This is a genomic window from Streptomyces sp. HD, assembly GCF_028369295.1.
GTDB lineage: Bacteria > Actinomycetota > Actinomycetes > Streptomycetales > Streptomycetaceae > Streptomyces.
This window is the reverse complement of sequence record NZ_JAQMYP010000020.1, coordinates 16,068-36,434: the sequence shown is the minus strand read 5'-3', so window position 1 is coordinate 36,434 and position 20,367 is coordinate 16,068. Positions and strand designations below refer to the sequence as shown.

The 20,367-nt window shown below is 70.2% G+C and carries 20 protein-coding genes; 12 read left to right on the top strand and 8 right to left on the bottom strand.

The window, feature by feature from the left end:
- The first annotated feature begins 16 nt into the window (after nucleotides 1-16).
- Both POF73_RS20350 and POF73_RS20345 read left to right on the top strand, forming a co-directional pair.
- Nucleotides 17-1,375, top strand: coding sequence for a nicotinate phosphoribosyltransferase (locus POF73_RS20350; RefSeq protein WP_272117379.1), 1,359 nt, complete (start codon nucleotides 17-19; stop codon nucleotides 1,373-1,375).
- 135 nt (nucleotides 1,376-1,510) lie between these two features.
- A complete protein-coding gene (locus POF73_RS20345) occupies nucleotides 1,511-2,101 on the top strand; it encodes an isochorismatase family protein (protein WP_272117378.1) in 591 nt (196 codons plus the stop codon).
- 109 nt (nucleotides 2,102-2,210) lie between these two features.
- Here the strand turns inward: POF73_RS20345 and POF73_RS20340 are convergent, their stop codons facing one another.
- Both POF73_RS20340 and POF73_RS20335 read right to left on the bottom strand, forming a co-directional pair.
- Complete coding sequence (locus POF73_RS20340; protein ID WP_272117375.1) at nucleotides 2,211-2,555, bottom strand: hypothetical protein; 345 nt, start codon at nucleotides 2,553-2,555, stop codon at nucleotides 2,211-2,213.
- A gap of 158 nt (nucleotides 2,556-2,713) precedes the next feature.
- Nucleotides 2,714-5,062 carry an immune inhibitor A domain-containing protein gene (locus POF73_RS20335; RefSeq protein WP_272117373.1) on the bottom strand — a complete coding sequence of 783 codons (2,349 nt, stop codon included), beginning with the start codon at nucleotides 5,060-5,062 and terminating at the stop codon, nucleotides 2,714-2,716.
- A gap of 401 nt (nucleotides 5,063-5,463) precedes the next feature.
- Between POF73_RS20335 and POF73_RS20330 the strand changes: the two genes are divergently transcribed.
- Nucleotides 5,464-5,712 carry a hypothetical protein gene (locus POF73_RS20330; RefSeq protein ID WP_272117370.1) on the top strand — a complete coding sequence of 83 codons (249 nt, stop codon included), beginning with the start codon at nucleotides 5,464-5,466 and terminating at the stop codon, nucleotides 5,710-5,712.
- Between the two features lie 42 nt (nucleotides 5,713-5,754).
- Here the strand turns inward: POF73_RS20330 and POF73_RS20325 are convergent, their stop codons facing one another.
- Together POF73_RS20325 and POF73_RS20320 are read right to left on the bottom strand one after the other, a co-directional pair.
- Nucleotides 5,755-6,396 (bottom strand): RDD family protein, encoded by a 642-nt coding sequence (locus POF73_RS20325; protein ID WP_272117368.1) that lies wholly within the window; start codon nucleotides 6,394-6,396, stop codon nucleotides 5,755-5,757.
- A 144-nt stretch (nucleotides 6,397-6,540) separates the two neighbouring features.
- Entirely contained in the window at nucleotides 6,541-8,067 is a 1,527-nt protein-coding gene (locus POF73_RS20320) for an RDD family protein (protein ID WP_272117366.1), read from the bottom strand.
- A 466-nt stretch (nucleotides 8,068-8,533) separates the two neighbouring features.
- Here POF73_RS20320 and POF73_RS20315 point away from each other — a divergent pair, with 466 nt between their 5' ends.
- On the top strand, nucleotides 8,534-8,947 hold the full coding sequence (locus POF73_RS20315; RefSeq protein WP_272117364.1) for an SsgA family sporulation/cell division regulator: 414 nt from the start codon (nucleotides 8,534-8,536) through the stop codon (nucleotides 8,945-8,947).
- Between the two features lie 44 nt (nucleotides 8,948-8,991).
- On the opposite strand, the gene POF73_RS20310 is transcribed toward POF73_RS20315, so the two are convergent.
- Nucleotides 8,992-10,398 (bottom strand): FAD-binding oxidoreductase, encoded by a 1,407-nt coding sequence (locus POF73_RS20310; protein WP_272117361.1) that lies wholly within the window; start codon nucleotides 10,396-10,398, stop codon nucleotides 8,992-8,994.
- Nucleotides 10,399-10,502: 104 nt separating this feature from the next.
- Between POF73_RS20310 and POF73_RS20305 the strand changes: the two genes are divergently transcribed.
- Nucleotides 10,503-11,984 (top strand): tetratricopeptide repeat protein, encoded by a 1,482-nt coding sequence (locus POF73_RS20305; protein ID WP_272117359.1) that lies wholly within the window; start codon nucleotides 10,503-10,505, stop codon nucleotides 11,982-11,984.
- 34 nt (nucleotides 11,985-12,018) lie between these two features.
- Here POF73_RS20305 and POF73_RS20300 read toward each other — a convergent pair whose 3' ends face one another.
- Both POF73_RS20300 and hppD read right to left on the bottom strand, forming a co-directional pair.
- A complete protein-coding gene (locus POF73_RS20300; RefSeq protein ID WP_272117357.1) occupies nucleotides 12,019-12,498 on the bottom strand; it encodes a phage baseplate protein in 480 nt (159 codons plus the stop codon).
- A gap of 112 nt (nucleotides 12,499-12,610) precedes the next feature.
- A complete protein-coding gene (gene hppD / locus POF73_RS20295; protein WP_272117355.1) occupies nucleotides 12,611-13,756 on the bottom strand; it encodes a 4-hydroxyphenylpyruvate dioxygenase in 1,146 nt (381 codons plus the stop codon).
- 138 nt (nucleotides 13,757-13,894) lie between these two features.
- Between hppD and POF73_RS20290 the strand changes: the two genes are divergently transcribed.
- From POF73_RS20290 to POF73_RS20260, 7 genes are read left to right on the top strand one after another with little or no spacing between them, the layout of a single operon-like run.
- Nucleotides 13,895-14,377, top strand: a complete 483-nt coding sequence (locus POF73_RS20290; protein ID WP_272117353.1) for an Lrp/AsnC family transcriptional regulator — start codon at nucleotides 13,895-13,897, stop codon at nucleotides 14,375-14,377.
- 26 nt (nucleotides 14,378-14,403) lie between these two features.
- Complete coding sequence (locus tag POF73_RS20285; RefSeq protein WP_272117351.1) at nucleotides 14,404-15,051, top strand: ABC transporter permease; 648 nt, start codon at nucleotides 14,404-14,406, stop codon at nucleotides 15,049-15,051.
- Entirely contained in the window at nucleotides 15,044-16,303 is a 1,260-nt protein-coding gene (locus POF73_RS20280) for a betaine/proline/choline family ABC transporter ATP-binding protein (protein WP_272117349.1), read from the top strand. The genes POF73_RS20285 and POF73_RS20280 overlap by 8 nt, the downstream gene beginning before the upstream one ends.
- Nucleotides 16,300-17,166 carry an ABC transporter permease gene (locus POF73_RS20275; protein ID WP_272117347.1) on the top strand — a complete coding sequence of 289 codons (867 nt, stop codon included), beginning with the start codon at nucleotides 16,300-16,302 and terminating at the stop codon, nucleotides 17,164-17,166. The genes POF73_RS20280 and POF73_RS20275 overlap by 4 nt, the downstream gene beginning before the upstream one ends.
- A gap of 29 nt (nucleotides 17,167-17,195) precedes the next feature.
- Complete coding sequence (locus POF73_RS20270; RefSeq protein WP_443049573.1) at nucleotides 17,196-18,122, top strand: glycine betaine ABC transporter substrate-binding protein; 927 nt, start codon at nucleotides 17,196-17,198, stop codon at nucleotides 18,120-18,122.
- A gap of 54 nt (nucleotides 18,123-18,176) precedes the next feature.
- On the top strand, nucleotides 18,177-18,755 hold the full coding sequence (locus POF73_RS20265; RefSeq protein WP_272117343.1) for an ArsR/SmtB family transcription factor: 579 nt from the start codon (nucleotides 18,177-18,179) through the stop codon (nucleotides 18,753-18,755).
- Nucleotides 18,756-18,768: 13 nt separating this feature from the next.
- Nucleotides 18,769-18,966 (top strand): hypothetical protein, encoded by a 198-nt coding sequence (locus tag POF73_RS20260; RefSeq protein WP_272117342.1) that lies wholly within the window; start codon nucleotides 18,769-18,771, stop codon nucleotides 18,964-18,966.
- On the opposite strand, the gene POF73_RS20255 is transcribed toward POF73_RS20260, so the two are convergent.
- Nucleotides 18,963-20,366, bottom strand: a complete 1,404-nt coding sequence (locus POF73_RS20255) for a hypothetical protein (RefSeq protein WP_272117340.1) — start codon at nucleotides 20,364-20,366, stop codon at nucleotides 18,963-18,965. The two genes, POF73_RS20260 and POF73_RS20255, sit on opposite strands and share 4 nt — an antisense overlap.
- Nucleotide 20,367 lies beyond the last annotated feature (1 nt).

The following is a 20,367-nucleotide window of genomic DNA, read 5'->3' as shown; positions in this document are numbered from 1 at the left end:
GGTACGATCCGTAGTCATGAACACAGCGGACCTTGGGCTGCCGGTGGACGTTCCCTCTACGGCACTCTTCACTGACCAGTACGAGTTGACGATGCTGCAGGCCGCGCTGAAGGCCGGTACCGCGGAGCGGCGCAGTGTCTTCGAGGTCTTCACCCGGCGGCTGCCCGAGGGGCGGCGCTACGGCGTCGTGGCGGGCACCGGACGCGTCCTGGACGCCGTCGAGAACTTCCGTTTCGACGCGGACGTCCTCGGCTTCCTGCGCGAGCGGAAGATCGTCGACGAGGAGACCCTGAAGTGGCTCGCGGACTACCGCTTCTCCGGCGACATCTGGGGCTACCCCGAGGGCGAGGTCTACTTCCCGGGCTCGCCGATCATGCGGGTCGAGGGCACCTTCGCCGAGTGCGTGCTGCTGGAGACGGTGATCCTCTCCATCCTCAACCACGACTCCGCGATCGCCGCGGCCGCCTCCCGGATGTCGTCGGCCGCCGGGGAGCGCCCGATCATCGAGATGGGCGCCCGGCGCACCCACGAGCTGGCCGCGGTGGCCGCCTCCCGCGCCGCGTTCGTCGGCGGCTTCACCTCCACCTCGGATCTGGCCGCCGGCTTCCGCTACGGCATCCCCACCGTCGGCACCAGCGCCCACGCCTTCACCCTGCTGCACGACCGCGAGCGGGACGCCTTCCAGGCCCAGGTGGACACCATGGGCCGGGGCACCACGCTGCTGGTGGACACCTACGACGTCGCCGAGGCGGTCCGCACGGCCGTGGAGATCGCCGGGCCCGAGCTGGGCGCCGTCCGGATCGACTCGGGCGACCTGCTGCTGGTCGCGCACCGGGTCCGCCAGCAGCTGGACGAGCTGGGCGCCACCGGCACCAGGATCATCGTGACCTCCGACCTGGACGAGTACGCCATCGCCTCACTGGCGGCGGCGCCGGTGGACGCGTACGGCGTCGGCACCCAGCTGGTCACCGGGTCCGGGCATCCGACCTGCTCGATGGTCTACAAGCTGGTCGCCCGCGCCGAGTCGACCGACCCGAAGGCGCCGCTGGTGCCGGTGGCGAAGAAGTCGAGCGGTGGCAAGACCTCCATCGGCGGCCGCAAGTGGGCCGCGCGGCGCCTCGACGAGTACGGCGCCGCCGAGGCCGAGGTGATCGGCACCGGGCCGGTCCCGGCGGAACTCGCCGAACGGCAGCTGCTGGTCGAGCTGGTGCAGGGCGGTGACGTGCTGGCCCGTGAGTCGCTGGACGTCGTACGGGACCGGCACACGCGGGCGCGCGCGGATCTGCCGCTGTCGGCGACCCAGCTCTCGCGCGGGGAACCTGTCATCCCGACGGAGTATGTCAACGGGCGCTCGGGGAGCCGGACGGGGTTGTGAAGCGAGTGCGCCCGGCGTGCTCACTCCATGCCCCCTCCCGCACCGTTGCCGAAGTCTCTAGGCTCGGAAGTTCATGGCCGGGCCGAACCGTTTCACCGTCCCGACCTCAGCGTCCATAACCGAAGGACACCGACCATGCGCCGCGCCTTGATCGTCGTAGACGTGCAGAACGACTTCTGCGAGGGAGGCAGTCTCGCGGTGGCCGGCGGTGCCGATGTGGCCGCCGCCGTCACCGAGCTGATCGGGCAGGCAGCCGGGTCCGGCTACCAGCACGTCGTCGCCACCCGCGACCACCACATCGCCCCTGGCGGCCATTTCTCCGCGAACCCCGACTTCGCCCACTCCTGGCCGGCGCACTGCGTGGCGGGCACGGAGGGCGTCGGCTTCCACCCGAACTTCGCCCCGGCGGTCGCCTCCGGCGCGATCGACGCCGTGTTCGACAAGGGGGCGTACGCGGCGGCGTACAGCGGGTTCGAGGGGGCCGACGAGAACGGCGTGAAGCTGGCGGACTGGCTGCGGGCCAGGGCCGTCTCCGAGGTGGACGTGGTCGGCATCGCCACGGACCACTGCGTGCGGGCCACCGCGCTGGACGGGGTGCGGGAGGGGTTCCGTACGCAGGTGCTGCTGGATCTGACCGCCGGGGTGGCCACGGAGACGACCGAGCGGGCCCTGGAGGAGATGCGTGAGGCGGGGGTCGAGCTGACCGGGAAGCCGGTTGTGGCGTAGCCGAGCGCTCCGCGGGGTGCCGCGATTGGCTGTCCGGCGGCTGCGGCGCCATCGTGGCTGGTCGCGCCCACGCGGCGGAGCCGCAAATCGATCCAGCCCCGCGCCCCTTTTAGGGCGTTGCCGCTGGGCGTCTCAGCAGTGCCCTGATCGGGTGCCACAGTTCCTGCATCAGGTCCGGGCCCGCTACGACACCGTTGTCAGGTGCTGTTCGCCATATCAGGCCGTCGGGGTGGTGGAGGACCGCCGTGATCTCGTCGGGGGTCGGTGGGGCGGCGTTGCCGCGCAGGTAGACGGCGCGCATGCCCAGGTTGCGGAGCCTGGTCAGGGCTCGGGCGCGGTTCTGGGCGTGGACGAGGACACGGACGCAGCCCGTGCCGTCGGTGGTGGGTCTGGGCAGGTTCAGCGCCACCACCACGCTGCCGGTCGGCAGCTTGCAGAAACCTCCTGCGGCCATGCGGTCACACCCCCGTGCGAGTCGGTGTCAGGGTCGGTACCGGTGCCGCCGCCGGCACCGGTGTCAATAACGAAAGCACAGGGTGCACCTAAACACGAGCGGCGGCAACCCCGCCAGGGGGTCACCGCCGATCATGCTCTGACCTGGGAAAACGCGAATTACTTCGCTGCCGGACCGACCTCGACCTCGATCGTCGAGCCGTCCTTGGCCTCCTTGACGATCTTGATCTTGGTGTTGGTGTCAGTGATCTTGACACCCGCGGTCGGGGTCTCCGCGTCGTAGTACGTGTTGGTCCGGTCGTTGAAGACCGGCACCCCCGCACGCGACGGGATCTTGGCCGCGACGTCCGCGTTGTGCAGCGTCATGCCGTCCGTACGGAAGCGGCTGAACGGCGCGTCGTAGGACTGGACGCGGTTGCGCATCAGCGTGCCGTCGGTCCACTTCAGCGGGGCCGGGTGGGAGTCGATCGGCAGGACCAGGCCGACACCGGGGTGCTTGCTGGTGTTGTTGTCCTGCTGGGAGGTGTCCCACTTCCAGATCAACAGGCCGTTCTGGTAGGCGTAGTGCTCCACCCAGGACGGACGGGTCGTCGAGAAGCCGAAGTTGTACGGGCCCGTCTTCAGGGTCTTGTCGTACGACACGTACTGACGGTTCTCGGCGATGTAGTACTGCGCGTAGTCACCGGTGATGGCCGCGCCGATGCGCGAGAAGCCCTTCGCCGTCCAAGCCGCGTCCGCGCTCTCGGCGTTGTCGGAGAACAGCGGCGTGCCGTCGGCGGTCACGGTGATCTCGTCGGCCGCGAAGCCCTTCTGGGCCACACCGCCGTCCGTCTGGTAGCGGAAGCGCAGGTCGATCTTCTTGCCGGCGTAGGCGTTCAGCGGGAAGACGAGCTTCTTGTACGCGTCCACCGTGCCGGTGAGCGCCGGCTTGCCGCTGGCGTCCTTCGGGAGGGCCGTGCCGTCGACCGTGCCGTCGATGGCGGTCCAGTTGGCGCCGCCGTCGGTCGAGACCTCGGTGTAGAGGAAGTCGAACTCGGCCTCGATGTCGTACCAGCCGTCCAGCGTCAGCGAGGCGGCGGACTTGCCCGTGAGGTCCACGGAACGGGTCAGCGTGTTGGCGAGGTTGTCGCCCTTGCCGCTCCACCACTGGTTCGCGCCCTGCGCCGGGGCCACGATCTCGGTGGTGACCTTCTTCTTGGGCAGCTCGACCACGAGGGCCTGCTTGTGCTTGGTGTTGTACTCGGCGACGCCCAGCTTGTGCCACGAACTCGTGGCGGCCTTGGCCGTGTCGTACTTCAGCCAGCCCAGCTGCAGCTTGTCCCAGGCGGTCATGTCGCCGGGCAGGTCACCGATGGTGTCCTTGCCGGTGCCGAGCCAGGAGCCGGAGGACATCAGGGTCCAGAAGCCGGTGGAGTTCTCGCCGCCGGAGGTGTCGTAGTGGTCCGGCAGGCCGAGGTCGTGGCCGTACTCGTGGGCGAAGACACCCAGGCCGCCGTTCTCCGGCTGGATGGTGTAGTCGCCGACCCAGACGCCGGTGGAGCCGATCTGCGCACCGCCCAGCTTGTTGTCCGCGGGGCCGGTGGCACCCGAGTCGGTGCCGAACGCGTACCAGCGGTGGGCCCAGATCGCGTCCTCGCCCTGCGCACCGCCGCCCGCGGACTCGTCCTCACCGGCGTGCACGATCTGGAAGTGGTCGATGTAGCCGTCGGCCTCGTTGAAGTCGCCGTCGCCGTCGAAGTCGTAGCGGTCCCACTGGTCGAACTTCGCGACGTCCGCCTTGATGTCCGCGTCGGACTTCCCAGCCGCCTTCTGCTGGGCGACCCACGCGTTCAGGCCGTCGCTGACGACGTTCCAGACACTGGAGCAGTTGGTCTGACCGCACTTGTTGTTGCCGTAGCGGGCCTCGTTGTAGGGGACCTTGACCCAGTCGGCCACCTCGCCCTCGACCGAGTAGCGGCCCGAGGACTGCTTCTCGTAGTACTTCTTCATCGACTCGGCCTTCTTGCCGGTGCCGAAGTAGAGGTCCTGGTAGTGCTTCTGGTTGTAGTCCTTCTGCCAGGCCGTCGAGTTGTCCTGCTTGCGGTCGGGCTCGGCTATCTGGTTGTGGGCCGGGCCGGGCGTGCCGCCGAACTCGCTGATCTTGTCGCCGAACTCGACCAGGATCGTGAAGATCTTGTCGGTCTTCTCGCGGCCCAGCTCGACGTACTTGCCGTCGCCCTTCTTGCTCTTGAGCTGGACGACCTTCGAGCCGTCGCGCTCCTTAACCTTGGCCTTGCCGGATATGACCTGGTTCAGGGCTTCTTCGCGCTGGGCCTCCTGAGTCTTGCTCATGGGGCCTTCGAGGTCATGGTCGGCCTGAGTGTGCTCGGCCGGGTCGTGCCGCTCCACCGATGCCGCCGCCGCGCCTTCGTCGGCCTGAGCCACCGCGAAGGTCGAGAACGTCGCCGCCGCCGTCGCGAGCGCGACGGTTGTCGCCGCCGCTCTGAACGTCCAGGGTCTGCTGGTCACTTGCATCCTCCCCCGCGTCCGGGCGCACGGAATGAAGGGGGTTCCTGGTCATGGAGGGTCCGCGCGCGCCTGATCAACGCGTGTAGTCAAGTGACGACATTTGACTAGAGGTTAACCAGAAAAGACAGACCTTGACTTGGACCCGTCAAGTGCACTATGCGGAGTTGGTGTTCGCTTTACGGACAACGGCCCTTGGGCCAACCGGCGCGTGTGACCGTCCACTTGGTGGACGCTTTGACTCCGTGCGCCCCCTGTGCACCGGCACTGTTGGTTAGGTCACGCTTACGGTTTGTTCCCCTCGGGCATGCACGCGGTTAGAGTCGGATGGCGGAACGCCCGGACGTCGGCGGAAAGCCAGGCCGAGACCCCCGTGCACCCCTGATTCCGAGGACACGATGATCATGCCTCGTCCGACTGCCGCACAGCTCGCCTACGGCTCGTGCACCGTGATCTTCTCGACTCTCGCCATGCTGCTGCTGTCGCAGACGAGTTCGGGTGTGGGGATCGCGGTCATCGCCGTCTCGGCGCTCCTGCTCGGGTTGCTGGTCGCCATGACGGTGCCGATGCCGAGCCGGGCCCGCGTGGTGGCGATGCGCAAGCCCGCCGCCGAGCGCGAACAGACCGAGGAACCCGTACTGACGCAGTCCTGACCCGACGCACCCCGGCCTACGCGGTCCCGGGGTACGTCACCCTCAGGTGCTGACCACCACCGTCTTCGCCGCCTTGTCGTGCAGGCCCTGTTTGTAGGGCCGGTCGAAGAAGCTCCAGCCGCCGCAGATCGCGGTCCAGATACAGGCGCAGCAGAACGCGAACGGAATCCACAGCACCGCCGCGCGCATCAGCGCGCTCTGCATGGCGGGCGTGGCGCCGTCGTCGAGGTTGGCCACCCGCATGTTGAGCAGCTTCTTGCCGAGCGTCTGCCCCGACCTGACGGTCATGAAGGTGTCGTAGCCGATGAAGAGCGCGGCGGCGACCACGGACTGCGTGAGGGATTTGCCGTACTCCACCTTGTCGGCGTCCACGTCGTACTCGCTGACGCCGAAGCCCCAGGTGAGCAGCCAGACGACGACGCCCACGAGGATCATGTCGAGGATGCGGGCCAGCGTGCGCTTGCCACTGTCGGCGAGCGGCGGCATCCCGGCCAGCGGGTCGGTGGGGTGCCCGCCTCCGCCGTACGGGTCACCGCCACCGCCGTAGGGAGGCGGGGGTTGGCTGCCGTACGGCGGCTGATCTCCGTACGGCGAACCCGAGCCCCCGGGCGGCGGGGGCTGCTTCCTGAACGGGTCGTCCTCCGGGGGCGGCTGACCGGAGCCGGGAGGCGGTTCGCTGCTCATGGCCCGAGTCGACCGCGAACCCCGTGGCTTCGCATCCGGCACGGGGCCGTCCGGGGTACGGAATCGCCCGGGCCGTTCGGCGGATACGACGATCCCGCGACGGCCGTACGAGGACCCGCGCCGACCGCAGGAGGCGCCGCGCGGTCAGCCGGCGACGAACGTGCGGGCCGCCTTGTCGTGCCAGCACTGGTGCCACGGCCGGTCGAACAGGCACCACAGGACACCGAGGACGCCGATGACGAGCAGGCCGGGGATGCTGTAGACGAGCCAGCGGCGCAGGGCCGCGCCGAACTCCGGGGGCTCGTGGGCCTCGATGTCCCGGACCTCCAGGCCGAACAGCTTCTTGCCCAGCGTGCGGCCCCACTTGGCGGTGGGCAGGGCCTCGTAGGCCAGGCCGAACAGCAGCAGGACGGCCACGATGATGCCGAGGTACACCGACGTGGTGCCGTCCAGCAGCCACACGGTGACCGTCTCGCCGGAGAGCTTGGCGGCGTCGATCTTCTCGTTGACGTGGTCGATCGCCTTGGTGCCGAGCGGTACGGCGGCCACCGCGGTGACGGCGGCCAGCACGACGGTGTCCAGCAGCCGGGCGGCCAGCCGCTTGCCGAGGTTCGCCGGGCGGGCGGCGGCCTGGCGCAGGGCGGCCGCCGCGAACGGGTCCTCGCGCACGGGCTTCCACGGGGCGACCGGCTGGTCGTCACCGGCGAGCCGGTGCACCTGCTGCGCCCAGGAGGACTGACCGCCGCCGTGGCCGCTGCTCATGGGAGCGCCGGACGCGGACTGCGGGCCGGACTGCTGGGGGACGGTCGGAGAGGCCTGCTGCGGGCCCGGGAGGCCCGTGGGGGCGGCACCGGCCGCAGGGGCACCGGCAGCGCCCTGAGCGCCCGGCTGGGCCTGCGCCTGGGCCACCGTGGCACGGTCGGCGGCGGCCTTCCCGGCGCCGAAGCCGGGGCCCTGCGGAGCACCGGCCGCCGAGCGGGCGCCCGCCTCCGGATGTGCGCCGCCCGGACCGGCGGACGCGCCCGTGCTCCCGGCCTGCGCCCCGGCCGCCCCGCCCTGCTGCCCCGTGCGCGGGGACAGCGCGCGGATCGCCATGGTGCCGGGGTCGGCGCCGGGGCCGGCGGGGCTGGGGATGTGCGGGGTGGCCTGCCCGGAGGCGCCGGACCCGGCGGTGGGCCTGCGCATCATGAACGTGTTGCCGGAGGCGAGGCCCTGGGCATCGGCATCCGGCTCGGCGGACGGGGTGCCGTCGGCGCGGGCGGCCGTGCGCTGATCCCTCGGATCGGCGGGCTCGGCCCCCTGCTGGGCGCCCCAGGAGACGCGGTGGTCCTGCTCGCCGCCGAAGCCGGACTGGTGGGCGGGGTCGGCGCCCCAGGCGGACGCCGGCTCGGGGCCGGCGCCGTGCCGGGGGTCGGACGCGGCCGGCTCGTCGGCCGACTCCTCGTCGAAGAAGTGCGGGCCCGTCTCCTCGACCGGGGCGGCCGGGGCGGCGGCCGCGGGCTGCGCGCCCGGCGGCGGGCTGAGCGTCTCGCCGTCCGTCGGCGCCGGACGGCTGGTGCCCGGCACCCAGGAGGCACCGTTCCAGTACCGGACATATCCAGGAATGGACGGGTCCGGGTAATACCCTTCGCGGGGCCTGTCGTCACCGGGGGCCGGGGTTGGGGCGCTCATGTCCGTCGTCCGGTATCTGCTAGAGGGTCGATTCGGGGCCTCCACATCTATCAGACCGACGCAACACTCACCGCCAGTCCCGCAGGACCCACCCCTTTCCGGGCAACCTCGTACACGGACTTCACAAGGGTCGGACGCCCGGCAGAACAAACCCGAACCCGAACCGGCCGCACTGGGCCCACGACCCCCTTTCGGGGTACGGCCGGCCGTCTGTCGGCTGGGGGTCCGGGGGTTACCCCCCGGAATGACGCAGCCAGACCGACGCAACACTCACCGCCAGTCCCGCAGGACCCACCCCTTTCCGGGCAACCTCGTACACGGACTTCACAAGGATCGGAACCCCTTGGGTACAGGGGCGGAAAAAAAGTTCTGCGAAGCCGCGTAATGGTTCACGCCTCTCCGCCCTCTCCACTCGTACGGGCCCGCGCACAGGGCCGCACGCGACACGGGAGAGGACCTTCACGCCATGCACTACACCGTCATCGAGCGCGAGCTGGAGCTCAAGCTGATCCTGTCGCCGGAGCGGAGTATCGCCGTGCCCGCCCGGCTGAGTTACCGCAGTGACGATCCGTACGCCGTGCACATCACGTTCCACATCAACTCCGAGCAGCCCGTGTACTGGACGTTCTCCCGCGATCTGCTGGTCGAGGGCGTGTTCCGGCCGTGCGGGCACGGGGACGTGCGGGTGTGGCCGACGAAGGTCGAGGGGCGCAGCGTGGTGCTGATGGCGCTGACCTCGCCGGACGGGGACGCCCTGCTGGAGGCGCCGGCGGCCCAGGTGTCGGCCTGGCTGGAGCGGACCTTGCGGGTGGTGCCCCCGGGGTCTGAGGGCGAGCAGCTCGGGATCGACGACGCGCTCGACCAGCTGCTCGCCCAGTGAGCCGTGCGGGAGAGAAGGCCACAGCCGGGACGGTCACAACCGGGTCAGAACAGCTTGCCCGGGTTCAGGATGCCCAGCGGGTCGAAGACCTGCTTGACGCCCCGCTGCATCTCGATCCCCACCGGACCGATCTCGCGCGCCAGCCACTCCTTCTTCAGCACCCCCACCCCGTGCTCGCCCGTGATCGTGCCGCCGAGTTCCAGGCCGAGGGCCATGATCTCGTCGAAGGACTCACGGGCGCGCCGGGACTCGTCGGTGTCGGCGGCGTCGAAGCACACGGTCGGGTGGGTGTTGCCGTCACCCGCGTGCGCGACGACACCGATGGTCAGCTGGTGCTTGTCGGCGATCCGCTCCACGCCCTCGATGAGGTCGCCGAGCCGGGACCGCGGCACACACACGTCGTCGATCATCGTCACGCCCCGCACCGCTTCCAGTGCGGTGAGGGACAACCGCCGCGCCTGGAGCAGAAGTTCGGACTCGGCCGCGTCGTCCGCGGGGACCACCTGGGTCGCGCCGGCCGCCTCGCACAGGGCACCGACCGCGGCGAGGTCGGGCGCCGGGTCCGGGGTGTCGAAGGCGGCCAGCAGCAGGGCCTCGGTGGTCTCCGGCAGCCCCATGTTCGCGATGGCGTTCACCGCCTTGACGGTCGTACGGTCCATCAGTTCCAGCAGTGACGGCACGTGCCCGCCGGCCATGATGCGGCACACTGCGTCGCAGGCGGCCGCCGCGGACGCGAACTCGGCGGCCAGCACCAGCTGCTGCGGCGGCTGCGGCTTCAGCGCCAGGACGGCCCGGACGACGATGCCGAGCGAGCCCTCGGAGCCGACGAAGAGGCGCGTCATGTCGTATCCGGCCACACCTTTGGCCGTACGGCGGCCCGTGGACATCAGCCGGCCGTCGGCGAGGACGACGTCCAGGCCGAGGACGTACTCGGCCGTCACCCCGTACTTCACACAGCACAGGCCGCCCGAGGCGGTGCCGATGTTGCCGCCGATCGTGCACATCTCCCAGCTGGAGGGGTCCGGCGGGTAGCACAGCCCGTGTTCGCCGACCGCGCGGGAGAGGGTGGCGTTGATGACGCCGGGTTCGACGACCGCGATCCGGTCGACCGGGTTGATCTCCAGGATGCGGTCCATCTTGGTCAGGGACAGCACGATGCAGCCGTCGGAGGCGTTGGCGCCGCCCGACAGGCCCGTGCGGGCGCCCTGCGGGACGACCGGGACGCGCAGCTCGGTCGCGGTGCGCATGACGTGCTGGACCTCTTCGACGGTGCGCGGCAGCACGACCACGGAGGGCGCGCCGGCCGGGCAGAAGCTCGCCATGTCGTTGGCGTAGGAGGCCGTGACGTCGGGGTCGGTCAGGACGGCCTCGGTGGGCAGACCCGCGAGCAGCCGCTCGGTGAGGTCACCCCGGGCCTGGTCGGGTGCGGCTTCGATACTGCTCATGATCACAGCGTGACACCCGGGGCCATCGGTGTGAACCCCGCGTACGGCAGCCGTGGTGCGGCGGGGTGTGGTCGTCGTACGGACGCACCGTTTCACGCACAGTGAGCGGCATGGAGAACCGCACAGTGAGCGCCGCGGAGAGCGGCGCCCCGCAGGGCGACGCCCCGGACGACGGGCAGGGCAGCACACCGGAGCGCCGCCCGCGTGTCCCGAGGCGGGTGCTGATCGCCTCGGCGGCGGGGTGTGCCGTGCTCGGCGTGGTGCTGGCGCTGCTGCCGTGGGGCTCGGGCCGGACCGCGGCGCCCGTGCCGGCTCCGGGGGCGCAGGCGCTGGCCGCGGTCAGCTCGGGGGTGCCGGCCGCGCTGCCCGATCTGGCGGTGCTGATCGAGGAGCGCGAGACCCTGCTGCGCAGGCATCCCAAGGACGCGGCGTCGTGGGCGGTGCTGGGGGCGGCGTATGTGGAGCAGGGGCGGCGGACCGCGCAGCCGGTGTACTACCCGAAGGCCGAGAAGGCGCTGCGTACGTCGCTGAGGGTGCGGGCGCGCAACGCCGGGGCGATGGACGGCATGGCGGCGCTGGCGAACGCGCGGCGGGACTTCCGGGCGGCCCGGAACTGGAGCGAGGCGGCGCTGGAGGTGGACCGCCGACGGTGGTCGGCGTATCCGCAGCTGATCGACGCGCACACGGGGCTGGGTGACTACAAGGCGGCCAAGCGGACCCTGGACCGGCTGCTGAAGCTGCATTCGGGGCCGGCGGTGCGGGCGCGGGCGGCGGCGCTCTACCGGGACCGGGGCTGGCGGGAGGACGCGGCCGTCGCCCTGTCCGACGCGGCGGCGGGCGCCGGGTCCCCGGCCGAGCGGGCGGCGTATCTGGAGCGTGCCGGGCAACTCGCCTGGGAGCGCGGCGACCTGGACGTGGCCCTGCGTTACTTCCAGGAGGCGGTGCGGCTCGACCCCGACCAGCGGGCGGCGCTCGCCGGGCAGGGGCGGACGCTGGCCGCGCTGGGCCGTACGACGGAGGCGCTGAACGCGTACCGGGTGGCGTTCGCCAAGCAGCCCTGTCCCGAGTACGCGCTGGAACTCGGCGAGTTGTACGAGTCGCTGGGACTGGGGCAGGCGGCGCGGGTGCAGTACGACCTGCTGCGGGAGCGGGCGGCCAGGGCGGCGGCCGGCGGTGTGGACGAGGAGCTGGTCCTGGGCCGCTTCGAGGCGGACCACGGTGACGTGGAGTCGGCGGTACGGCGGCTGCGGGCCGAGTGGCGCCGTCAGCCCGGCATCGCGGTGGCCGACGCGCTGGGCTGGGCGCTGCACCGGGCCGGGGAGGGCAAGGAGGCCCTGAAGTTCGCGCGCGTGGCGACCGACCGGGCGCATGGGGGCGGGGTGCGCAGCGCGCTGTACGTGTATCACCGGGGGTTGATCGAGCGGGAACTGGACATGCCGGGTCCGGCCCGGCGGCACCTCCAGGAGGCGCTGCGCATCAATCCGCACTTCTCCCCGACGGGGGTGCCGGCGGCCGACGCGGTGTTGCAGGAGCTGGGGGAGCCGTCGATGGAGGACGTGCCGGAGACGGACAAGGAGGCCGGGAAGGACTGAGAGCCTGTTCGCCGGCTGTGGTCACCGGCTCTGCTCATACGCGGTAGCGGGGGCTGCCGTCGACGCGGTGGCGGACGGCGATGCGGTTGGTGGCCGTGCAGACCGACGGCTGGTTGCCGGTGGAGCCCGCGATCGGGTGGCGGACCTTGACGTCCTTCGTGGTGTGGACGGCGCCGTCGAAGAAGCGGAGGCGGGTGACGCCGCGTCCGTAGCCGTCCTCGGCGTCGGCCTCGGTCCAGATCCACACCGTGCCGTCGGACGCGTGCTGCACACCGAGGCTCACCCCGTGCCCGAAGCCCTGGAGACACATGTGCCCCGGCCGTCTGCCCTGGAGGTCGAGCCGGTTCAGGCAGAGGTTGCCGGCCTTGCCGCCGCCCCGCCTGAGCTGGAGCACGTACAGGTGCCGGTGGACCTCGTCGAAGGCGAAGGACTGCAGGACGGTGCCCTCCTTGAGGGTCCCCTTCTGTCGCAGCCGGCGGACGGCGGGTACGGCGAGGTCGATGCGTGCGGTCACTGTCCACCCCCAGGTCCCGTGGGCGCTCCGTCGAGCGCCTGGCAGGACCTGAGAGCGTCAGGCCACCCCAGTTGGTTGCATGTTCTACGAATTCACAGGTTTCCCTGGCACCTCAGAGGTTGCCGCGCTTCTCCTGCTCCCGCTCGATCGCCTCGAACAGTGCCTTGAAGTTGCCCTTGCCGAAGCCCATGGAGCCGTGCCGCTCGATGATCTCGAAGAAGACGGTCGGACGGTCCTGGACCGGCTTGGTGAAGATCTGCAGCAGATAGCCGTCCTCGTCGCGGTCGGCGAGGATCTTCAGCTCGCGCAGGGTCTCGATCGGCACCCGGGTGTCGCCCACCCACTCGCCGAGGGTGTCGTAGTACGAGTCGGGGGTGTCCAGGAACCGGACGCCGGCCGCGCGCATCGTCCGTACCGTCGCCACGATGTCGTTGGTGTTCAGCGCGATGTGCTGGACGCCCGCGCCGCCGTAGAACTCCAGGTACTCGTCGATCTGGGACTTCTTCTTGGCGATGGCGGGCTCGTTGATCGGGAACTTGACCTTCAGGGTCCCGTCCGCGACCACCTTCGACATCAGCGCGCTGTACTCGGTGGCGATGTCGTCGCCCACGAACTCCTTCATGTTCGTGAAGCCCATGACCTTGTTGTAGAAGCCGACCCATTCGTTCATCCGGCCGAGTTCGACGTTGCCCACACAGTGGTCGATGGCCTGGAAGGTGCGCTGGGCGGGCGGCTCGACCATCGGCTCGGCGGCGACGAAGCCCGGCAGGTACGGGCCCTCGTAGTCCTTGCGCTCGACGAGCGTGTGGCGGGTCTCGCCGTACGTCGCGATCGCGGCCCGTACGACGGTGCCGTGCTCGTCCTTCGTCTCGTACGGCTCCTCGACCGAGCGGGCGCCGTGTTCGAGGGCGTAGGCGTAGGCGCGGCGCGCGTCCGGCACCTCGATGGCGAGGTCGATGACACCGTCGCCGTGCTCGGCCACGTGCTGGGCGAGGAAGTGGCCCCAGGCGGTGGCGGGCTTGATGACCGAGGTGAGGACGAACCGGGCGGAGCCGTTCTCCAGCACGTAGCTCGCGGTCTCACGGCTGCCGTTCTCCGGTCCGGAGTACGCGACGAGCTTCATGCCGAAAGCGGTGGAGTAGTAGTGCGCCGCCTGCTTGGCGTTGCCCACGGCGAAGACGACCGCGTCCATTCCCTTGACCGGGAAGGGGTCGGCCTGCCGGGCGGTGTCGGGAGTGTGGTGTGTGGTCTGCGTCATAGCCGCAGCCTCACTCCGGTACGGCAAGGTGCGCAATAGTTTGTTCGTTCACTGGGCAGTCTGTGCAGTGAAGGGTCCGTTTCTGCGGGCTGTCTGTACAGGATGACCACCCCGCTCGTGAGGCTCCGGGAGGCTGCTGTGGCGATCGATCATCTGGACGGGCGGATCATCGTGCTGCTGGCGCGGGAGCCGCGGATCGGGGTGCTGGAGATGTCCCGGCGGCTGGGGGTGGCCCGCGGGACCGTGCAGGCGCGCCTCGACCGGCTTCAGTCGAACGGAGTCATCCGGGGATTCGGCCCGGAGGTGGATCCGGCCGCGCTCGGGTATCCGGTCACCGCCTTCGCCACGCTGCAGATCCGGCAGGGGCAAGGGGCGGACGTGCGGGCGCACTTGGCGTCCGTGCCGGAGGTGCTGGAACTTCACACCACCACCGGGACCGGGGACATGATGTGCCGTCTCGTGGCGCGCTCCAACGCCGATCTCCAGCGTGTGATCGACCGGGTTGTCGGTTTCGATGGGATCGTCCGGGCCTCCACCGCGATCGTGATGGAGAACCCCGTTCCGCTGCGGACCATCCCGCTGGTGGAGCAGGCGGCCCAGGACCGGGACAGGACGACCTAGCCGATCTGGTGAGCGGGTGAGCGGGTGTGAGCTTCTGGGAGTACCTGGGCAACCGCCACCAGCAGCTGTTCGCCGACGCCCTCCAGCACGCCAGTGCCGTCCTGCAGTGCATGGTGGTGGCGACCGTGATCGGGGTGCTGATCGGCGTGGCCACCTATCGCACCGAGTGGGCCGGCAATCTCGCCACGCTGACCACCTCCGGCATCCTGACCATTCCGTCGCTGGCCATGATCGGTCTGCTCATCCCGGTCGTGGGCCTTGGCGTGGCGCCCACGGTGATCGCGCTGACGCTGTACGGGCTGCTGCCGGTCGTGCGCAACTCGATCGTCGGGCTGCGCGGGGTCGACCCGGCCCTGGTGGACGCGGCCAAGGGCATCGGGATGTCGCGGCTCACCCGGCTGCTGAAGGTGGAGCTGCCGCTGGCCTGGCCGCCGATCCTGACCGGGATCCGGGTCGCCACGCAGATGCTGATGGGTATCGCGGCCATCGCGGCGTACGCCTCCGGCCCCGGCCTCGGCAACGTCATCTTCCGCGGTCTCGCCTCGCTGGGCAGCGCGAACGCGCTGAACCAGGTGCTCGCGGGCACGGTCGGGATCATCATCCTGGCGCTGCTGTTCGACGCCGCGTACGTACTGATCGGGCGGCTGACCATCCCCAGGGGGATCCGTGTCTGAGAACAACGGCCCCGACGGACATGCCGGCCACCACGGAGCCTCCATCGAGCTGGAGAACCTCTCGAAGCAGTATCCGGGCAGCCCGCAGCCGGCCGTGGACGACGTGAACATGGAGATCAAGGCCGGCGAGGTCGTCATCTTCGTCGGCCCCTCCGGCTGCGGGAAGTCGACGACGCTGAAGATGATCAACCGGCTGATCGAGCCGACCGGTGGCCGGATCCGCATCGGCGGCGAGGACGTCACCGACATCGACCCGGTGAAGCTGCGCCGCAAGGTCGGCTACGCGATCCAGTCCGCGGGGCTGTTCCCGCACATGACGGTCGCGCAGAACATCGCGCTCGTGCCGAAGATGATCGGCTGGTCGAAGACGCGGATCGCCTCGCGTGTCGAGGAGCTGCTCGACCTCGTCGGGCTGGACGTCGGGGAGTTCCGCGGCCGGTATCCGCGCCAGCTCTCCGGAGGTCAGCAGCAACGCGTGGGCGTGGCACGGGCGTTGGCGGCGGATCCCCCGGTCCTGCTGATGGACGAGCCGTTCGGCGCGGTCGACCCGATCACCCGCGACCACCTCCAGGACGAGCTGATCAGGCTCCAGCACGAGCTGCACAAGACGATCGTCTTCGTCACGCACGACTTCGACGAGGCGATCAAGCTCGGCGACCGGATCGCCGTCCTGCGCGAACGGTCCCACATCGCCCAGTTCGACACCCCGGAGGCCATCCTCACCAACCCGGCGGACGACTTCGTCTCGGGGTTCGTGGGCGCGGGCGCGGCACTGAAGCGGCTGAACCTGACCCGGGTACGGGACGTGGGGATCACCGACTATCCGACGGCGACCGTCGACGACCCGCTCCAGGAGATCTTCAACCTGTTGCGGGCGAGCGGCACCAACGAGGTCCTGCTGCTCGACCGGCGCCGACGGCCGTACAAGTGGCTCAGGCGCGGCGACATGATGCGGGCCAAGGGGTCGCTGGCGCGGGCGGGCGCGCTCGTGCACTCCACGGTGACCAGGGACGCGACCCTGCGGGACGCGCTGGAGGCGGTGCTGACGGACAGCTCGGGCCGGGTCGCGGTGACCGGGCGGCGCGGCGAGTACACGGGCGTCGTCGACATGGAGACGCTGATGAACTCCGTGCACGAGCTGCTGGAGGCCGACCGGCTGGAGGCGCTGGAGGCCCAGCACGAGCTGGAGGGGGCGCGGGCGGAGCGCACGCACGCCGAGCAGGAGGGCGAGCGAGGGGGGATGAAGGCGTGAGCAGTCCCGAGGCCCCCGGGACGTCCCGGGCGCGGGAAGAGTCCGGGGAGTCCGAGGAGACGGAGGCTCCCGGAGGCGGCGAACCCGCGGGGAGCACGGAGGCCCCCTCCCTCACCCACGTACGGGCCCCGGCCCGGCTGAGCTGGCAGAAGCTCACCGTCGTGCCCGCGATGCTGGTGGTGCTGCTGCTCGCGACCTGGCTGTGGTTCCAGCAGGCCGACCTCGACGCGGTCTCCGAGAACGCGCTGTCGAACGGTCAGGTCTCCCAGGCCCTGTGGGAGCACATCGAACTCACCGCGATCTCCACCTTCTTCGTGCTGATCATCGCGATCCCGCTGGGGATCCTGCTCACCCGGCGGGCGTTCCGCAAGGCGACCCCGGTGGCGGTGGCGATCGCCAACATGGGCCAGGCGACCCCGGCGATCGGTCTGCTCGCGCTGCTGGTGATCTGGCTGGGCATCGGCCGCAGGGCGGCCCTGATCGGCATGATCGCGTACGCCGTGCTGCCCGTGCTGTCCAACACCATGGCCGGCCTCAAGGCGAACGACCCGACCATGCTGGAGGCCGCGCGCGGCATCGGCATGTCCCCACTGGGCGTCCTGTCCCGGGTGGAACTCCCCCTGGCGGTCCCGCTGATCCTCGCGGGCGTCCGTACGGCCCTGGTCCTCAACGTCGGTACGGCGACCCTGGCGGTGTTCGGCGGGGGCGGCGGCCTCGGCGTGCTGATCACGGCCGGCATCACCAACCAGCGCATGCCGGTCCTGGTCCTGGGCTCGATCCTCACGGTCGCCCTCGCCCTGCTGGTGGACTGGCTGGCGTCGCTGGCGGAAGTGCTGCTGCGGCCGCGGGGGCTGGACCTGTGAGGCGGCCCGTGGCCTTGCTGACGGCGGGGATGCTGGTGGCGTCCGCCGGCTGCGGGCTGACCAGCGGCTCCCCCATGGTCGACGACGTACGGTCCGGGACGATCGGGCGGGGCGAGCCGCTGAAGGGCGCCGAACTGACGGTGACGTCGAAGTCGTTCACCGAGCAGCTCATCCTCGGCGCGATCATGGGCATCGCCTTCCAGGCGGCCGGAGCGGAGGTGCTCGACCGCACCGGCATCCAGGGCTCCATCGGCAGCCGCGAGGCGGTCCGCAAGGGCGACGCGGACGCCGGGTACGAGTACACGGGCACGGCCTGGATCACGTACCTGGGCCGCAGCGAGCCGATCCCCGACCCGCACAAGCAGTGGGAGGCGGTGCGCGAGGCCGACGCGAAGAACGGGGTGAGCTGGCTGGCGCCCTCCTCCCTGAACAACACCTACGCCCTGGCGATGAACCAGGAGAACCACAAGAAGTACGGCACGAACACGCTCTCCGAGGTCGCCGCGCTGTCCAAGTCGGACCCCGGCGCCGTGACGCTGTGCGTGGAGGTCGAGTTCGCCAACCGGGCGGACGGGCTGCCGGGCATGCAGAAGGCGTACGGCATGGACGTGCCCACGAAGAACATCACCCAGATGGACACCGGGATCATCTACACCCAGGTCGCGAAGGGCAGTTGCACCTACGGCGAGGTCTTCACGACGGACGGCCGCATCAAGTCCATGAACCTCGTGGTCATGGAGGACGACAAGAAGTTCTTCCCCAACTACAACGTCGCCCCGATGATCAACTCCAAGACCCTGAAGAAGTGGCCGGCGATCGCCGAGGTACTCGACCCGGTCACCAAGAAGCTGAACAACTCTGTGGCGCAGGACCTGAACGCGAAGGTGGATGTGGACGGGGAGGATCCGCATCAGGTGGCGTTGGACTGGATGAAGGAGGAGGGGTTCGTGAAGTAGGGGGTTCCAAAGAAGTCGTTGCAAAGAAAGCTTTGCAACGATACCTTTGTAAGCATGGTCGAGGAACCGGATCTCCATCAGCTCGACGCCCGCACACTGCGCGGGCTCGCCCACCCCCTACGGATGCAGCTGCTGTCCACCCTGCGCCGCGGCGGACCCGCCACCGCCTCCCAACTCGCCGAAAAACTGGGCGAGTCGAGCGGTGCCACCAGCTACCACCTGCGCCAGCTCGCCGCGTACGGCTTCGTGGAGGACGCCCCGGAGCACGGCAAGGGCCGGGAGCGATGGTGGCGGGCGGTCCACCAGGGGGTGCGGTTCGACGAGTCACTGCTCCAGGACACGGATCCGGCGGTACGAGGCGCTGCGTCCCTGTTCATGCACGAGGTCGGGAGCTTTCACTCCCAGGAGCTCTCGACGTTCATCGGCACCCGGCACGAGTGGCCCGAGGAGTGGGTCAGCGCCTCGGACGTGAGTGACTTCACGCTGCGCCTCACGCCCGAGCTCGCGAGCGAACTCAACGAGAAGATCCACGAACTCATCAACAGCTACCGCGAACATGCCGCCCCCGAAGACACGCCAGGCGCCGAGCAGGTCCGCCTCCACACCCACGTCTTCCCCATCACCTCGGACTGAGAGGCCCCGCCCCATGCACCCCGACACCCACCTCACGCTGCACCACACCCGCGCCGCCGAACTCCACGCCGAGGCACGCGCACACGCCCTCGCGACCCGCGCCAAACCCGCCCGCGACCTGCGTGCGAGGGTCGGCTGGACGCTCGTGGAAGTCGGCCTGCGTCTGGCCACCCCCAAGCCGGTGCTGGTGCACCAGCAGTTAGGGCACTAGCGAGTGCCCACCGCCCCCTGACTGCTGCCCGACTTCCTCTGCGCCGCCGAGTCGTCGCTCACCACCAGGTACATGCCGTACACCAGAAGCCCGACCGTGCAGCCGATTCCGACGACCATGCGCCATGCCGCCCCGGGGACGGGAAGCGCGAGGACCACGGTGGAGAGCGTCCAGAGCAGGAGGACGTTCATCAGCCGGTTCGGGATGCTGAGGAGCCAGCCGCTTTCGAGGTCGAGCAGTCTGCCCTCCCCTGTCGAGTCGACGGAAGCCCGGTGATCAGCCGCCGCCCGCGCCGACTGCTCGTACTCCGGGGCGAGCCCGCCCGGGACGAACCAGCCGGCATCGCTGACGAAGACCGCACCCGTCCGATGCGGCCCCTTCCGCCCTCCGTGCCGGTTGCTGTCCGGAACCCAGACCAGATGGCCTTCCGCGTTCCCCACCGTGTCCACGTACCTGGCGTTGTCCGCATGGACATGCAACTGCACCGGGCCCGTGGAGAGGTCCAGACAGATGCGCTGCTTGTCCGAGCCGTAACCGTCGTACCCGGAGATACGCGCCCGCACCACACGTTCGTCACCGCGCAGCCGCCGTGGGAATCGCTGGTCCCTGCGGCCCGTGAGATACACGAAGAGGATGGCCCCCACGAGGAACAGCCATGCCGAAGCCAGAATCCCCGTCCACCAGTTGTTCATGGCGCGACCGGAGAGCTGACGGGCGACATCGGCCCTGTCGTTGTCGCCCACGGCTCCCAGTCCGGGGCGGTCGGGGGCGTAGCCGACGTAGACCTTCTCGCCGACCACCGCGGGGTCGGGAAACTCCGATCGGAAGTCGGCACGCCTGCCGCTCCCGGCTGCGTCGGCCGCGGGCAGCGTCACCGTCACCGTGCAGTGGTAGGTGCTGCCGCTCTTGTGCCGGTCCCTGACGACATCCCGCACCGACTCGACCGGCAGCGCCCGCACAACGCCGCCAGCGGCAGCGATCTCCGCCGCCTTGCCCGTGGGCGCGGGAGTCCCCACCCCGAGGGCGAGCGGGAGGATCAGCATCATCACCGCGCCGTAGAACACCAGAGCCCCGTCGCTCAACAGAGCGGACGCACCTCGCAACCTCGCGGGGAGCGCCCTGGGTCCGCCGTCTCCCGCATCCGATACGCGGGCGGCCAGGGCTCGGTAGACCGACGCCGGGTCCGGGTTGCCCGACGCGCGTCGCAACGCCCATGCGGAGACGGCGAAGACGGTCAGGACGACCGCGCAGCCGAGTACGAAAACGTCACGCCAGGGGGACTTCTCCATGAAGAGCCAGCACCCGAGAAGCACCGTCACCAGGAGGCAGGCCACCCAGGCCGCCACCTTGCCGAGCAGGATGGCCCGGCCGAGCGTGCGCGGCACGCCGTCGCTCTTCATG